Origin of the sequence: Paenibacillus hamazuiensis (assembly GCF_023276405.1) — a bacterium.
Lineage (GTDB): Bacteria > Bacillota > Bacilli > Paenibacillales > NBRC-103111 > Paenibacillus_AF > Paenibacillus_AF hamazuiensis.
Genome location: NZ_JALRMO010000001.1, coordinates 4576672 through 4594146, shown reverse-complemented (window position 1 = coordinate 4594146; position 17475 = coordinate 4576672). Strand labels below are relative to the sequence as shown.

The window sequence follows — 17475 nt, the reverse complement described above, 5'->3', positions numbered from 1 at the left end:
GATCAGGGGGTGGAACATTGGCACTGTTCGTGATGATTTTGCGCAAAATGATCAGCAACAAATGGCTCGAGCTCAGCCTCTTGTTCGGTTTGATATTATCCGTCGCGCTGGCCAGCAGCATGCCGATTTATACGAGCGCCATTCTGCAAAGATTGCTCATTCAGGAGCTGAAGCAGCTGCAGCTAAGCAGCAATCAATACCCCGGCATATATTGGCTGTCGGCCACCATGACCGCCCAGGACGGGCAGAAAAGCGCCAAGCTGCATGAAACCGACATTTTTTTGAAAAAAGCGAGCCCCAGGTTCGGGTTGCCCGTGCAATATTTCGTGCGCGAACGGTCGACCCAGCGGTACGGACTCACTCCCGCCGAGCCGGGCAAAGTGGATGCCGCGAAGCAGCGTTCGGCCGATTTTACCGCCATTGACGGGATGGAGGAGCATATGCGGCTTGTCGACGGGCGTCTTCCGGCCAAGGAGCCGGTAGGGGGCGTATATGAAGCGCTCGTCGTGGCGGAGGCGCTCACCGAGCTCGGAATGGTGCTGGGCACCGAATTCACGATCCAGGACGTGAATACGAAGCAAACGGTTCGCGTCAAGCCGGTCGGGGTATTCGACCGCAAAGATTACGCCGATATCTTTTGGTATAACATTCCGAGCAGCTATAAAAACAGCTTCCTGATCGATTTTGCTTTGTTCGAAAAAGACTTTACCGAAGGCGGCAAACTGAACGTGCAGTCGAGCTACTGGTACTGGGCGCTGGACTATACGAAGATGTCGCTCGCCTCCGCCCGCGATTACCTCGGCACCGGCCGAATGATCGACGAGCACTTGGAGGAGCGTTACGAAGCACATAACAACAACGCGCCGGCCATTGCGACGCTGAGCTCCTATTACGTGAAAGAGACGAATTTGCGGCTTATGTTATGGTCGCTTAACGTGCCGGTCATGCTGATGCTCGCTTTTTATTTGTACATGGTAGCCAACCTGATCGCGGAGCGGCAGAAGACGGAAATCGCCGTGCTGCGCAGCCGTGGAGCGAGCCGTCTGCAAATCGTGCTCAGCTATGTGGCGGAGGGGCTTGTTCTCGGTGCGGTCGCCTTTTTTGCAGGTCCGCATTTGGGGGCGGCGATGACGAAGGTGCTGGGCGCTTCCAGCGGATTTCTCGAGTTCGTGCAGCGCGCCAAACTGGAAGTGTCTTTGAACCGTGACGCCTACCTGTATGCGCTCGTTGCGGTTGGCGCTTCGCTTGTGATGACGCTGATTCCCGTTCTTTTGGCGACAAGGGCGACCATCGTCGGGCATAAGCAGCAATCGGCCAGACAGATGAAGGTTTCGTTCTGGCACAAATATTTCATCGATGTCGTGCTGATCGGGATCGCTCTTTACGGCTTGCAAAATTATAAAATCCGCACGCAGGAGCTGCTGTCGCTCGGTCTCAAATCGGGCGATTTGCGGGTCGATCCGCTGCTGTTTCTCATTCCCGCGCTGTTTATATTGGGGCTCGGCTTGTTCGTGCTGCGCCTGTATCCGTGGTTCATGAGGCTTATTTTCGGCATCGGCAGACGGTGGTGGCCGCCGTCCCTGTACTCCACGTTCATTCAGGTCAGCAGGTCGACCATTCAATACCAGTTTATTATGGTGTTCCTGATCATCACGATCGCCACCGGATTGTTCAGCGCGAGCGCCACTAGAACGATCAACATGAATACGCTTGACAAAATCCGCTATTCCGCCGGCGCCGACATCACGATGCAAATCCATTGGGAAAACGACGCTCCTCCGGCGATTTTGACCGGTCTGCTGGAAGAAGAAGCTTCCGAAGAGGAGGCGTCCGCGGAAACCCAGCTCTCCGATGAAGAACCGGAGGCGCCACATAAAACACAGTACACCGAGCCGTCCTTCCTGCCGTTTACGCAGCTGCCCGGCGTGGAGCATGCCGCCAAGGTGTTTATCAAAAAAGATGCGGTGTTCTCACGGGGCAAAGCGAGCGATACCGTGCAGCTCATGGGCATCGATACGAAAGATTTCGGCCAAACCGCCTGGATGCGCTCCAAGCTGCTCGGGCGTCATTTCAACGAATATTTGAACCTGATCGCGGTGAACCCGTCGGCGGTGTTAATTTCGAAATCGATGGCCGAGGAATACGGCATCAAACCCGGCGACACGATTACGATCGGCTGGTCGCAGGTGGAAAGCGCTCCGTTCACCGTATACGGGACGATAAACTACTGGCCGTCGTGGAATCCGAACCCGGGCGCGGGCGATCAAGTGACGGTCAAGACGAAGCAGGGGACGACCACAAAAGTAAAAAAGCCTATGCTGGTGGTCGGCCATTTGTCGTACATTCAAAACAATCTCGCGCTCGAGCCGTACGAGGTATGGCTGAAGCTGAAGCCCGGCGCAAGCGGCCAGGCCGTATATCAAGGGGTTCGCGATCATGGATATGAAATCGAATCGGTTCGGGATGCGAAGCAGGAGCAGATCAAGGCGATCAACGATCCTTTCCAGCTGGCGATTAACGGCGTGATGACGCTCGGTTTTCTCATATCGATCTGCATTTGCTTTTTCGGCTTCCTGCTGTACTGGATTTTGTCGCTATTTGCGCGAACGCTGCAATTCGGGATTTTGCGGGCGATGGGCATCTCGTTTATCCAGCTTATTGTCATGCTGGCTTCCGAGCAAATCTTGATTTCGGGCAGCGCGATGCTGATCGGGATCGTAACGGGCAACTTTACAAGCCGTCTGTTCGTGCCGTTATTCGAGCTGTCTTTTGACCCGGGCACCCAGGTTCCGCCGTTTAAAGTGACGTTCGATATAAGAGATCAGGTGCGGCTGTATTGGATCGTCAACGTGATGCTCGGCATCGGACTGGCGGTTCTCGGTTACATTGTTTCGCGCATTCGCATTCATCAGGCCGTCAAGCTGGGAGAAGATTAGATGAAAGTACTCGCAACCTATAAATATGCGATAAATCCCCTATAAACGGTGGCGTATCTTCATTTATTTTAGATCTAGTACAAGGTGCATTTATAATTTTACGAAGGAAGGTGTCTGTATGAGAAAGTGCGTTATGTTGTTGCTGTCGTTTCTTCTGCTTGCGACCAATGTGCCTGCGTATGCGGATACGGCTGCAACAGAAAGTTCGCCGGCTGCTAACGAGAGCAAAGCAGTCAAGACCGCCGACGATTTCAAGGATTTGCGGGAGCAGTCGAAGGACCTGAAAGACAAATTTAATCTGTTTATTCGCGAAGGTGCGCTCGCACCCGATTCCGATGAACTGTTCGGAGTCGACAGCATCGCGACCCGCGAGGAATTTTTTAGAGTCGCCAAGGTTGCTTTTTCTCGTTTAACCGATAAAGCGCTTACAAATAATTCCTACTTGGAACAATTTGAAAAGGCCGGACTTATCAATAACGAAGGCATTGTCTACGATGGGGATGACAAAATGAAACGGCAGGATCTTGCCAAATTCCTCATTTATGGACTTGGTATGGTGGATGCAGCAAGAAAAGTGACGCCGATTACAGACCAAAGCCCCGCGAATCTGGACGGCGTCGATAAAACGTTCAGCCGGTTTGTCACGATGGCGCTTCAGCTGAAGATTATGAAAAACCAGGAGGACAACCGTTTCCACGGCGACCGGATGGCGACCCGAAGAATGCTCGTGGATGCATTGTACGAGACGGGGAAATTGTTTGCGGAATTGAACGCCCCGGGCAAAGTATCTTTGACGGAAGCGAAGGCCGTCGGCGCGAAGAAAGTGTCGGCGACTTTCGACCGAATCGTCGATTCCGCAAAGGCGAAGCTCACCGTAAAACGGGACGGAAGCGAACTTGCCGGTACCGCCGAATGGTCGGGCGATCAGAAATCGGCGGTCATCACGCTGGAGGAAAAGTTAAAAAAAGGAACCTATACGGTTGAACTGTCCGGTTTGGACGAGGCAAGCGTGGATAAGAAAAGCGCGGAATTTACGGCGGAAGACGAGCAGATCAAAGCGATCGAGTTTGTCAATCCGTCGGATCAGCTGCCCCGTTCGAAAACGGTGATCGAATTCAAGCAAAAAAATCAATACGGCGAACAAACGGAGTTTACGCTCGGGAAATTTGATATTTATACGGGCAGGCAGCCGTATAAATACTTCCCGAACAATAAGCAGGCTTTTATTCTCGATTTAAGCGGCGAGAAACGCGGAACCCAAATCACCGTTATGGTCAGCGATAAAGAGCGTTCGTTATCGGCGACGAAGACGTTTAAGGTCGGGGATAAGACGCTTGTTTCGAAGGTCGAAGCGGGGGATCTGATTTACGAAGGCAACCGTCAGATCATACAACCCGGGCAAAAAGTGTATCTGCCGTTTGCCGCATATGACCAATATGGCAACCGAATATACGATCTCGATATATTAAAGGAAGGAGTCCGGGTAATGACCGCCGGTGCGCGGTTGTTCAAGGATGAAGACGAGAATGTGTTTTTCGATTACGATGGCGACGGCGTGGAAGAGCTTGAGCTTGTAGCCGACACGGAGGTCGATAAAGACTCGTCGGCGGAGCTGCAGCTCATTGCCCTGGATTCCGGGCAAAGCGTAACGAAAAGGCTCAGCGTGCTAACGCCGAAAAAACCGGCCACCGTGGAAATCAGCGATCCGCCCAGTTTTTTGGCCGACGGGGATGTAAACAAAGTCATCACCCTGATCGTCCGGGATGCGGAAGGCTATCAGCTTACCGCGGACGAAAAGGCAGCGCTGGCCAAAGCCGGGGAGATTCGCGTCACAAGCAAGGGCGGGATCGATCTGGAGTCGTCCGTTCCCGGCGAAACCGGTCCGATCGAGCTTTCCGGGGGAAACAGGGGCGATATTCGCATCAAGGAAGTGAGGGGAACGGCGGAAGGGTCCATTGAGGTCGAGCTGCGGACTAACGGGTTCAGGACAAAGGCTGACTTCGATCTCGTGGAGAAGCGGAAGCCGGTTTTGCTGGAGAAGGACGGTTTTGAGCCATCCCTCGAGTACATGATGACTCCGGGCTCATCCGCTGATTTCAAATCCAAGGTCAGGGATCAATATAATGACGAGTATACGATCACAAACAATGAATACCAGGTATTATACAAGCTGGAGAGGGTGGACGGTTCGCCAGGGGCGTTTACAGGGGAGTTTTCTTTGGGTTCGACGAAGCTTATACTGAACGATCAGAAGCCGACCTTGCGGTTAACGGCTAAAGACACCACGGGGAAAGGCGTTTCGTTGAAGGCGGATGCCAAGCTGAAAGGAACTTATCATATAACGGCGACTTTAGTGCAGGTAGCGGAGAAGTCAGGCGAAGCGGACCCTACGAAGTGGCCGATCGTTAACGAATTGTATTCGCTGACAGGCAAAGCAAAAACCTATACATGGGACGAACTGGAAGACGATGACGAATTAACGTATTGGATAGACTTTGATCCGAATATGTTCGCTTACGGCAAATATTTCGTTGAGAAGGGGTTGAAGGCGAATCCGAACAAGGATGACAGTAAGAAAACCGCAGATGCGGCGGATGCCGCTTATATTTTCGCAAACAACAGGGATCTGACCAAGGAAATTACCAATCAGGTTATCAGGGCGAACAATAAAGAAGGTACGGAGGTTCCATTTCCAAAAGAGGGATACAGGCCGGTTATTAAATTTGTAAATATTGAAAATACAAAAATAGTAGCCATCGATAAAACGTCTTCTTCCACTAGAATAATCGGACTCAATCCGGGCAACACCACAGCCCAGATCGGATTCGAGACGCCGAAAGGCACAAAGACGCTTAAAATTAATTTCAGCATATATACTTCAAATATAGACTTTGACTATATCAAGGTAGGCAACAATAAGGCAATAAATGCTAACGTCAATGAAATCGACGGCCGTTATATATGGGACGGCAAGCTGATGAACGGGGTTACGGTTGTCGATAAGTCAGGCAACTCGTTCAAAAACTCCGCTGATTTTTCGAAAAACACGAACACGGAAAATTTGACCCCGTTCATCGGCGATTTCGGTGTTTCGTTGACTCTGGAGGATATCGCCTACAAACCGGGAACAAAGGATGAAGATAAGGACACGTTTTATATGACGCCCGATTACAAGCTTGTCTTTAAGCCGAAGAGCGGCGTCTATACCGCCAGCAAAGTGAATCTGCAAAGCTTCAAGCTGAGGATGGTCGGCCCCGACAACAAACCGCAAGAAACTGTTGTGACTGTGAAGTAACGCCATATCGATTGCACCCCTGCCGGTTAGCCGGCGGGGGTTTTCACAATGCTGCGCGGTTCGGCATAATCGGCCTATAATCAAGGTCGTAATCGCTAACTCCAGGCTGCCGGCCTCCATTATAATGAGTGTGAAAGTCCGCCGGACTTGGAGATGGGAGGGGCAAGCTTTGGGCAAAAAAAGATACGTCATCTGCGGAGTCAGCACGCGGGCGAACGGCATGTTTATCCGTCCCATGCTGGAGACGTTTTCCGCGCATTGCGAAATCGTCGGCCTGCTCGACGCGGATCCCGGACGGTTCGAAAACTGCTTCCGGAAGTTCCCGACGCTTAAAGGGCTGCCCGTATATTTTCCCGGGCAATTCGGGCAGATGCTCCGGGAGACGGAGCCGGATGTTGTTATTGTCGCGGGGGCGGATTACACCCATGCGGATTATATAGTGCAGGCGCTGGAACATCATCTTGAGGTGATCTCGGAGAAACCGATGGTGACGAGCGGAATCGATTGCCGGCGGGTTTTGGACGCGCAGGCAAGCAGCCGGGGCAAGCTGTACGTCGCCTTTAACTATCGTTATTCTCCCATCCATACGCGAATCAAGGAATTGATTTTGGAGGGGCGGGTAGGCCGGGTAACGTCCATCGATTTGAACTGGTATCTCGATACGTATCACGGGGCGAGTTATTTTAAAAGGTGGAACCGCAAAAGAAGCCACTCCGGAGGGCTGTCGGTACATAAAAGCACGCATCATTTCGATCTGGTCAGCTGGTGGATCGGCCAGAAGCCGGTGGAAGCGTTCGCTTACGGGGCGCTGAACTATTTCGGTCCCGGCGGCGAGCTCAATCCGGCCAAGGAGGACGGCCGGTTTTGCGGCACGTGCCGGGTCAAGACGGATTGTGAATATTTCATGCGTTGGTCGACAAGGAGCAAGGAAATCGTACCCGAGGACGACCACCTGACCCAAATCGACGTGCAGCCGGGCAGCCGGACCGGGTACCGGGCGGACGGGTGCATTTTCGACTCGGAAATCGATATTGAAGATACTTACGCGGCCGCCGTCAAATACGACCGGGGGGCGCTTCTCAGCTACTCGGTCAATTTTTCGCTGCCTTACGAAGGGTACCGCCTCGCCATCAACGGGACGAAGGGGCGGATCGAAACGCAGGAAGTGATGACGAAGCGGACGTCGTATTCGGTCCCGGAACAAACGATCGAATATTTCCCGTTATTCGGAGGAAAGGAAACGATCCATGTCGTCCCGAGGCCCGGAGGGCATGGCGGAGGCGATCCGCTTATTTTGGAGGATCTGTTTCTCGGACCTGACCCGCGCCGGTCTTACGAAATATTGGCGGGTGCCGAGGCGGGGGCCGATTCGGTGCTGACCGGCGAAGCGGTGTGGAAGTCGGTCCAAGCCGGCAGGCCCGTACGTATATCCGATCTTTTGGCATCGGGAATTGCAGAAGGAGGATGCGGCAGCAGTGTTCGATAAACTGGAAAATTCGGGTATCGCCCATTTTGATGTAAAAAGCCAACTGCCCAGGTGGGTGTACGAATCCGCCATGCGTGCGGCGGAAAAAGGCGAGCAGGCGCGCAGCGCGATCGGGAGCAAGGAGGAGCTGAGGCGGCGGCAGCAGAAGATCCGAGAAGGGTTGGAGCAGTGCCTTGGCGGGCTGCCCGCAGCGGCCACCCCGCTTAACCCGCAAATTACCGGCTCCGTACAAGGGGAAGGCTTCCGGGTCGAGAAGGTGATTTTCGAGCCGAGACCTTGCGTGTACGCAACGGCAAACCTTTATATACCGGATGGAACGGACGGTCCACGCGGTGCCGTGCTGGTGTTATGCGGGCATCGCGAGCAGGCGAAGCACTGCGACGAATACCAAACGGTATGCCATTATTTGGTGCACGCCGGACTGATCGTGATGGCGCTCGATCCGGTAGGCCAAGGCGAGCGGTTCGGGTTCTACGATCCGGCTGCAGGGCAGGCGCCGATGACCAGCGTGACGGAGCATGAAAATGTCGGCCGCCAGCTTTTGCCGTTAGGCGACAGCCTGGCCCGTTACATGCTTCATGACGCCGAACGAGCGATCGATTATTTATGCAGCCGGCCGGAGGTCGATCCGCATCGCATCGGGGTCACCGGACATTCCGGAGGCGGTACGCAAACAGCGCTCGTCATGATGCACGATCGGCGGATCGCTGCGGCGGCACCCGGCGGGTTCATCATGAACCGGCCGTATTTTTTGCTGACCGGCAAGGCGCAGGACGCCGAGCAGAAGTGGCCCGGCTTCTCCGCGCTCGGCTTCGATCACGAAGACATCGTGCTGGCGATGGCTCCCCGCCCGGTGCTCGTGCTCGCTACGACGTACGATTCCGTGCCGATCGAGGGGGCGCGGCATACGGTTGCCGTGAACCGCAGGTTTTGGGACATGTACGGCCGGAGCGGCGATCTCGATATTTTCGAGGATGAGAATGTGCACAAGTTTACCCCTGCGCTCGCCCGGGCGGCGGCCCGGTTTTTCTCGGGGCATCTGCTCGGCAGGGAGGTCGACCCGGATGACGGTGCGATCAAGTTGTTTCCTGCCGAGCAGCTGTGGTGCACGCGGAGCGGCCAGGTGGTCGGCGAATTCGCGCAGGCCAAAACCACGCACGCGGAAAACGCCGATCGGCTTGCGGAGTTCGAGGTGTCGCGCCGGGCGCTGCCGGAGCGCGAGCTGAAAAGCCGCGCATTGGCTTGGCTGCACGGCGCCGTATTTTACAACAGGCGGCCTTGCGAGCTCAACCCGCGCATTTCCGGCGCCGGGGAAATCGAACATCTGTGGGTGCTCCGCACGATATGGTGGAGCCAGCACGGGCTGCTGAACCACGCGCTGCAGTTTTTCGACGCCGATGCCTGGGGAAAACGGCTCCCGGTGACGATTGCCGTTTGGGAAGGCGGGACAAGTGTGCTCGAAACCCATGCGGACTGGATTATGGAAACATGCGCCTCGGGAAGGATCGCGATGGTGCTGAATCCGACCGGGATCGGCCCGCTGCTGCCGCACCTGAACTCCCCTACGGATAAGCCGTTCAAACGGTTCGGCGTCATCGACAAGCATACCGACGAGCTGATGTGGCTTGGCGACAGCATGGCCGCCGTGCGCACGTTCGACGTGCTGCGCGCCGTAGAGCTGGCGGCCGGCTTGAAAAACGTCGACCCGGACGATATCCGGCTTTACGGCAGCGGCCGTTATGCCGTATACGCCGGGCTCGCCGCCCTGCTCGATCCGCGCATCCGCAGCGTGCGCATGGAAAACCGGATGAGCAGCATCGGCGATTGGATCCGGGAGCCGTTTTACGACGAAACGGACTCGTTAAGTTTTATTTTGCCGGGGATGCTCCGCTACTTCGATCTGCCGGATGCGGACCGGTGGCTTGCGGAAGAAGGCAGGCTGCAGCAGGTGGCTGCGGAGGAGAGCGGGAAAGAGGCCGCCGGCTAGCGGGGCGGGGGCGGCTTCCCATTGTTGCCAGATGAGACGTGCCATAGCGGAACTATGGTTCGCAGGGCAGGTCAATTTTGAAGGCTGCAGCAGGTGGCCGAAAAGAGCGGGAAAGAGGCCGCCGGCTAGAGGGGCTGTAGACGGCTTCCCATTGTTGCCAGATGAGACGCGACCATAGCGGAACTATGGTTCGCTAATCAGGCCAATTTTGGACGTTTTGGGAGTTAGCGGAACTCAGGTGCGCTATTTGTCTGTTTTCCCGCTCCTCAAGCCATTTTCCACTGATTTAACGCATCCCAGTTCCTCTAATTTTTTCAATGTGCTCATTTACCCAAGAATAACGAACGTGGGTTCCTCTATATTATTTTAGCGGGTTAACAGTTCCAACGTCGTTCTGTCCGTGAGGTTCAATCGGCGATCCATAAGCCCTTGTTAACCTGACGCTTTAGGCGGCTTCCCCGGCAATCCCGCCGACGGCCGCAATCGCAAGCCGGAGTGCAGAAGAAAGGAAGGAAGGACTGCCATGAATGCTACTTGGCTGCAAAAAAAGTTCGCGCAGGCGGATCCCCGCTTCGGCCCGGTGCCTTTCTGGTGGTGGAGCGCCGAAGAGGTCACCGCGGAACGGGTTCGCTGGCAAATGCGGAAGTTCCGGGACGGGGGCCTGCGCAATATCGGCATCATCAATTTGGCTCCGACCGGACCGCAGTACGGCAGTGTGAGCGACCGCCCGGCCTTCGCCAGCGAAGATTGGTGGCGCATGTTCGAGGTCGCGCTGCGGGAGGCGGAGCGGCTTGGCATGTATTTGTGGTTTTACGACCAGATCGGCTTTTCCGGATCGAACATGCCGGCCCGCATTGTCACCGAGCGCCCGGAGGCGGCCGGCTACCAGCTGCGCCGGTTCGCGTCCGGCGAGGAGCTGCCGGAGTTTGCGGACGTGCTGCACGAAACGGGCGACTATACGTACGCAGCGGTGCGCCAAGGCTTCAACTGGCTCGATCCCGCAGCTGCGGCCGAGCTGATCGATCGTGTTCACGGAGAGATGGAGCGGCGTTTTCCGCACGATTTGGGGAAAACGATAGCCGGCAGCTTCCAGGACGAGCTGCCGCCGCTTCCGCTATGGACCCCAAAGCTGTCCATGCTTTACGAAGAACGGTTCGGCGAAGCGCTCGCTCCGCTATTGCCCACCTTGTTCGATCCGCTGCCCGGCTCCGCCACGGTGCGCCGCCGCATGTATCGCCTGGCCGCCGAGCTGGCGGAGCAAGCTTTCTTTATACCGCTCGGCGAGTGGCACAGGCGGCGCGGGATGCTGATCTGCTGCGACCAGGCCGGCCCGGCCCGAAGGGCGGACCCGCATGGAGCGCAGCGCTTGTATTTGGATTATTTCCGCACGCACCGCTGGTTTAATGCAGCCGGAAGCGACATGGATGGGGAGATCAAGCCGCATTCGTCGATAGCACATTTGCACGGTGACCGGAATTCGCGGGTATTTTTGGAAGCGTTCCATTCCAGCGGCTGGGGCGGTACGCTCGAGGAAACGATGCATTGGCTGATCCCGTGGTTTCAGGCCGGGGCGACGGTATACAGTCCGCATGCGGTCTACTACAGTACGCGGGGCGGCTGGTGGGAGTGGGCCCCGCCCGATACGGGGTGGCGGCAGCCGTATTTTGAGCATTATCCGGTATTTGCCGATACGATCAGCCGCATTTGCTTTTTGCTCAGTCAAGGGACGCATGTTTGCGACGTGGCCGTACATTACCCGTCCTATGCGGTGTGCGGGTATATGTCGCTCGCGGACGGCAAACCGGGCGAGCATCCGATGGGAGTGGCGAACCGGGAGCCGAACGGTCAGGTGACGCATATTCAAAACGTCTACCGAAGCATCGCGGGCGGCTGGAACCGCCGGGACAGTGTACAGCCCGGCGTTCTGAAGAAAGCGCGGATCGATTTCGATATCGCCGACGACAGCGCGTTGGAGAAGGCGGTATCCGAAGGGGCGAAGCTGCGAATCACGGACGAACGGTTTTCCGCCCTTCTGCTGTGCGGTACGACGGTTATGGGTGACGCAGCACGCGAGCGGATCGAAGATTGGCTCGGGCAGGGCGGGCTCGTGATCGCCGTCGCCGTGCCGGAGGCGGAGCGGGACCTTGGCGGGGCCATTTACGTCGATACGGCCGAGGAAGCGGCCGCCCTGGTGCAAGCCCGCGTTCCGGCGAGAGCGGAAGGTCCGGGTGAATCGCTGCACCGCAGAACCGGGGATGCCGACATTTTCCTGCTGCTGCCGGAAAACGGAGCGCTGCTGGCGATGCATCAGCCGGCTTGCCCGGAAACGGTTATGCCGGAGCCGGCCGTTTACCGCCTCAAGACGGACCGCGTGCCGCAGCTTTGGGACCCGGTCACCGGCAGCGCCCGACCGCTTGCTTACAAGCGGGAAGGCGATTGGATCAGGCTGCGGGTTCCATTCGTCTCGTGGCCTGCGGCTTTGATCGTTTGCGCCGGAAAGGAGCCGATGCCGGCCTCCGCAGAGCGCATGGCGGAGGTTGCGGGAGACGGCGGACGAACAACTCCGTTTCCCGCTCCGGTTCGCCCATGGTCCGCATCGGTGCCGAAGCTGGAGCTGCCGGCGGACGGCTGGCGTATCCGCGTGGAGCCGACGCTGGATAACCGGTACGGCGATTTTGATCTGCATGGGGAGAAAGGCGGGTTTTTGCCGGTCGAACGGCGCATGGTGAACGTGCGGACGGAGGCCGAGGGGACGGACGGGGAGAAGGAAGGCTGGCATCTGCCGGACCTGGACGAGGCGGGAGATGGCTGGCTGCCGCGATTGTGGAGTGAATCCGCTTGCTGGCACGTATGCCCAGGGGATTCGTTCGAAAAATCGCGCTGCGCGCCGAAGGTGTACAGCAATGTATTCGGCGATTTGTCCATGCGTTCCTGGGCGGGCCGGATGGGCCGGGTGCCGCGCCGGTTTCTGAATCTCGGCGAGGCGAAGAAAGGCGATGCCGTTTGGGCCAAAACCTTTGTGCTTGCACCGGAAGCGGGGCGCTACTGGATCCGCGCGGAAAGTAACTCGAACCTGTCCGGCCGGATCAACGGGGCGGAAATCGAATGGAGCGGAGGGCCGGAGGAGCGGACGGCCTGGATCCGGCTGCGGGAGGGCGCCAACGAGCTGCTGCTCAAGGCCGAAGCGATCGGCAATGGGGCCATTCGGGCGGCCGTTGAGGTAAATCGCCTAGCGAGGCCGCCGCTTCCGAAATGGCTGTTCGCGCGAAACCCGCATCCGCAGTCGAGCCTGGTGAAGCGGATCGAAAGCGCCGGCGACCGTCCTATCCGGCGGGTGCGCCTCGTATTCGCGGCTCGCGGCAGGGCGGCGCTGTTCGTGAACGGAACGAAGGTGACCGAGCACGGAGACTTCAACCCGTATATCCGCCAGGGCCAGGAGGAAGTCGATGTGACGGCATGGTGGCGTTATGGCGTCAACGAAATCAAATTCGCTTTGCCCGAAGGCAAGGGAGAGGTGTTCGCTGACGGACTGGTCGAGCATGCGGACGGCGAGACGATTTCGTTTTGCACCGGGGAGGACTGGGCCGACGATCAGGGGCAGCCGCCGGGCATTCATCATTTCTCCGTGCTGCAGTTTGCGGAAACGGAGTCGCTGTGGATCTCGGCCAGGCCCCACCCGCTGCCGATGGTAGGCTGGCTTATGCCGGACTCCGTTCCGGAGCCGAAGCCGCTCGCTTTCTCGGCCGACCCTGCGGCAATCGGCCGTCCGGTATGGCTGCGCTTCCCGCTGCCCGCCGGCGCAGCAAGCATGCGCATCGTTTGTGCGGGGGAGATGCGCGTTTGGATCGGCGGCGCTGAGGCTGAAGCAAGCGGCGGCGTTGTCCGGTTTGCGCCGCAGCCGGCCGGGACCGTTGCCGCCGTCAAGGTTATACCGGACGGCCCGCTTACGGAGGCCGCCGTTTTGCTCGCGCCGATCCGCTTCGAAACGGTCCCGGCGCAAGGAGCGCTCGGCGACTGGCGAACCGCACTGTGCCTGCCGCATCACAGCGGGGCGGTGGAATACGAAACGGTTTTCGAGGCGCCGGCGCTTGACGAAGGAGAGCTTGATCTCGGTCACGTCCGGGGCACCGCGGAGGTTTGGCTGGACGGCGAGCCGCTCGGGGTACGGCTGTGGAGGCCATACCGGTTTGCGCTCCCGCAGCTCGCCGGAGGCCGACACCGGCTTCGTATCCGGGTGACGAACACGCTCGGCACTCACTACGAAATCGGCAGGCCGACCAGTCTGGTCGGCGGAAATCCGGCTGTAACCTACTGGAGCCGGGAGCGGGCGGAGGAGGAGCGGGAATGGCAGATATGGTTCCCCTCCGGCGGACTATATGGCCCGGTGCGGATTTTGGCCGGAGAGTCGGACGTTTGATTGATTTGCCGCAGATGCGGACGGTTGTCCGATCCCGACCTCTGCAGGACGAACCGTCCCGTCGCAACGGACACCACGGGCGTTATTTGTGCCGGGGAGGGCAAAATTCCGGGTGCCGTGGACCGAGATGACGTTATATCACTGAAAAAGCCCGTCAATCATATTCGAAAGGCCGGGTAACGTCAATCCTGTCCGTTAAAATTTCGATGCCGGAAAATCGGCCGAACAACGGCATCCCGGTCCGTTAGCGTACGTGCCGGAGCCGGATTGCCGGCAATTCTAATGGAGGTGTTACATGAGCGTCGTACTTCGCGGCATTACATGGAATCATACGCGCGGATACGTTCCGATGGTCGCGACTTCGCAGCGTTTTTCCGAGATGTATCCGGACGTTTCGATCGAATGGGACAAACGGTCGTTGCAGGAATTCGCAGACAAGCCGATCCAGTCGTTAATCGAACGATACGACCTGCTGGTGATCGATCATCCTTGGGCGGGCTTCGCAACCCGGTCGCGCGTGCTGCTGCCTTTAAACGAATATATCCCCGTGGAATTTATGCGGGATCAGGCGGACCATTCCGTCGGAAAATCCCACGAGAGTTACCTGTTTGACGGCTGCCAAACGGCGCTGGCTATCGATGCGGCAACTCCGGTCGCCTCCTGGCGGGAGGACGTTTTGCAGCGGCACGGCATGCAGGTGCCGGGGAACTGGCAGGAGCTGCTCCGGCTCGCCGGAAAAAATATCGTCGCCTTCGCGGCCATTCCGATCGACAGCCTGATGAATTTTTACATGTTTTGTCTGGCTCATGGGGAAGAACCTTTTGCCGGGGAAGATGAGGTTGTCTCGAACGATGTCGGACGCGCAGCGCTCGAAACGATGCGGGAGCTTGCTGCGCTCTGCCGGCCGGACATATTCCGCTGGAACCCGATTGCGGTATACGAAGCGATGGCCGGCACGGATGAGATCGGATACTGCCCGTTCGCCTACGGCTATTCCAACTATGCGCGCGAAGGCTATGGAAAACATCGCCTGTCCTTCGGCGACCTGGTCGCATTCGGCGAATCCGGCCGGCTGCGCTCGACGCTCGGCGGAACCGGCCTCGCAATCTCCTCCTCCTGCAAGCATAAGGATGAAGCGTTGAAATATGCGCAGTTTGCCGCGTCTCCCGAAATTCAGCGGACGCTGTATGCGGAAAGCGGCGGACAGCCGGGACACCGCAGCGCATGGACTTGCGACGAGACGAACCGGCGGACGGGAGATTATTTTATCCGCACGCTGCCTGCTCTTGACCGGGCTTATGTGCGGCCGAGGTATAACGGATATTTGCATTTTCAAGACCGGGCCGGGGACCATGTCCGCGAATATATGATGCAGGGCGGCAATCCCGGCGAGGCTCTCGAACGGATGAAGCGCTTGTACCGGGACTCGTTAACTATCGCAAAGGGGTGACACGTATGGCAGCAGCGGATTCCATTTCGTCGGACGGGTTTGAACCGCAGCCAGGTTCCCCTCCGCCGGCACGCTTTGAACCGCGGGGGGACGTTTACCCGCCGGCCGGTCGCGGGCCGAGAAACGTCTCCGACCCGGCGGATGGCCTTGGAAGAGAAGACCATGTCCGACCGCAGGTTGACAGCGGCACGCCGGAGAGCTTCAAACCTTTGGAAGGATTGCTTGTCCTCGATTTTTCCCAGTTTTTATCGGGTCCGTCTGCCGCTTTGCGGCTTGCCGATCTGGGGGCCAGAGTGATCAAGGTGGAACGCCCCGACGGCGGCGATTTGTGCCGCAGGCTGTACATTTCCAACCTGGAGCTGGATGGGGACAGCACGTTGTTTCATTCGATCAACCGCAACAAGGAAAGCGTTTCCGCCAATCTGAAAAACCCGGACGACCTCCGGTTCGTTCGCGCTTTGATCGAAAAGGCGGACGTGATGATCCAAAACTTTCGTCCCGGGGTGATCGAAAGAATCGGCCTGCATTACGAGGCTGTTCGCGAATGGAACCCCCGGCTTGTTTACGGTGAAATTACCGGCTACGGCAAAACCGGCCCATGGAGCGGCAAGCCCGGCCAGGATCTGCTCGTCCAGTCGCTCTCCGGGCTCGCCTGGCTGAACGGGGACGCCGGTCAGCCGCCGGTTCCTTTCGGCCTGTCCGTCGCCGATATGTTTGCCGGCGCGCACCTGGCGCAGGGCATTCTCGCCTGCCTCGTGCGGCGGGGAGTGACGGGTAAGGGAGGGTATGTCGAGGTCAGCCTGCTCGAATCGATCCTCGATTTGCAGTTCGAGGTGTTGACCACGCATCTGAACGACGGAGGCAAGCTGCCGGAGAGAAGTGCGGTCAATAACGCCCACGCTTACCTGGGAGCGCCATACGGCATTTACCGGACTTCGGACGGTTACATCGCTTTGGCGATGGGGTCGGTCATCCAGCTTGGACAGCTGCTTGAGTGCGAGGCTCTGGCGGCTTTTCACGATCCGTCCACCTGGTTTACGTGCAGGGACGAAATCAAAGCCATTCTCAGCGGCCATTTGGCAAAACGGCCCACGGCATACTGGATTTTCCGCCTGGAGCCGGCGGATTATTGGTGCGCCGACGTGCTGAATTGGAAGCAGCTGCTGGAGCATGAAGCTTTCCGCGCCCTGCATATGACGCAAACGACGGTCAACGGCAGCGGGGCGGCGCTCGCGACAACGCGCTGCCCGATCCGCATCGACGGCAAGATGCTGCTCTCCCCCGTAGGCGCACCGAAAATCGGCGAGCATAACAGCAAAATCAAAGCGGAGGTGTTCGGCGGATGATTCGCACCTTGTTTTTTGAAGACTACGAAGTCGGGACGGCGCGCGAGACGTTCGGCAGAACGGTGACGGAGGCGGATATCGTGCTGCACGCCGGGCAAACCGGCGATTTTTACCCGCATCATATGGATGCCGAATGGTGCCGGCAGCAGGATTTCGGCCAGCGCATCGCGCACGGAACGCTAATTTTCAGCGTAGCGGTCGGCATGACGGCGTCCGAGGTCAATCCGGAGGCGTTTTCCTACGGCTACGATCGGCTTCGTTTTGTGAAGCCGGTTTTTATCGGGGATACAATTCGGGTACGGGCGACGATTCATGAAAAAAAGGATCATCCGAAGCGGCCGGAATACGGCATCGTCAGCGAACGCTGCGAGGTGTTCAACCAGCGCGGCGAAACGGTGCTTGCCTGCGAGCATTTGCTCATGGTGAGGAAAAAGACCGTACATTGACGCACAGCGCATCGGACTATTCGTACCGGCTTTTGATGGGGAAGCAACCGTAAGCGGCGACTGCCGCTTCCCATCCTGCTGCAATGGAATCGTGTTTTGAGGGAGGGCTTGC

8 protein-coding genes are annotated in these 17475 nt (G+C 57.7%); all 8 read left to right on the top strand.

Going from position 1 to position 17475, the window contains the following annotated elements; all coding sequences use genetic code 11:
• Positions 1-17: 17 nt before the first annotated feature.
• Positions 18-2936, top strand: a complete 2919-nt coding sequence (locus MYS68_RS19895; RefSeq protein WP_248927522.1) for an ABC transporter permease — start codon at positions 18-20, stop codon at positions 2934-2936.
• A gap of 118 nt (positions 2937-3054) precedes the next feature.
• Positions 3055-6231 carry a hypothetical protein gene (locus tag MYS68_RS19890; RefSeq protein ID WP_248927521.1) on the top strand — a complete coding sequence of 1059 codons (3177 nt, stop codon included), beginning with the start codon at positions 3055-3057 and terminating at the stop codon, positions 6229-6231.
• 169 nt (positions 6232-6400) lie between these two features.
• Positions 6401-7717 carry a Gfo/Idh/MocA family protein gene (locus MYS68_RS19885; protein ID WP_275983495.1) on the top strand — a complete coding sequence of 439 codons (1317 nt, stop codon included), beginning with the start codon at positions 6401-6403 and terminating at the stop codon, positions 7715-7717.
• On the top strand, positions 7707-9704 hold the full coding sequence (locus tag MYS68_RS19880; RefSeq protein WP_248927520.1) for an alpha/beta hydrolase family protein: 1998 nt from the start codon (positions 7707-7709) through the stop codon (positions 9702-9704). The genes MYS68_RS19885 and MYS68_RS19880 overlap by 11 nt, the downstream gene beginning before the upstream one ends.
• 523 nt (positions 9705-10227) lie before the next feature.
• Positions 10228-14121 carry a glycosyl hydrolase family 2 protein gene (locus tag MYS68_RS19875; RefSeq protein ID WP_248927519.1) on the top strand — a complete coding sequence of 1298 codons (3894 nt, stop codon included), beginning with the start codon at positions 10228-10230 and terminating at the stop codon, positions 14119-14121.
• Between the two features lie 295 nt (positions 14122-14416).
• Complete coding sequence (locus MYS68_RS19870) at positions 14417-15571, top strand: ABC transporter substrate-binding protein (protein WP_248927518.1); 1155 nt, start codon at positions 14417-14419, stop codon at positions 15569-15571.
• Between the two features lie 5 nt (positions 15572-15576).
• The gene (locus MYS68_RS19865; RefSeq protein ID WP_248927517.1) at positions 15577-16917 is read left to right on the top strand and encodes a CaiB/BaiF CoA transferase family protein; all 1341 of its coding nucleotides are present in this window, start codon (positions 15577-15579) and stop codon (positions 16915-16917) included.
• The gene (locus tag MYS68_RS19860) at positions 16914-17363 is read left to right on the top strand and encodes a MaoC family dehydratase (RefSeq protein ID WP_248927516.1); all 450 of its coding nucleotides are present in this window, start codon (positions 16914-16916) and stop codon (positions 17361-17363) included. The genes MYS68_RS19865 and MYS68_RS19860 overlap by 4 nt, the downstream gene beginning before the upstream one ends.
• Positions 17364-17475 lie beyond the last annotated feature (112 nt).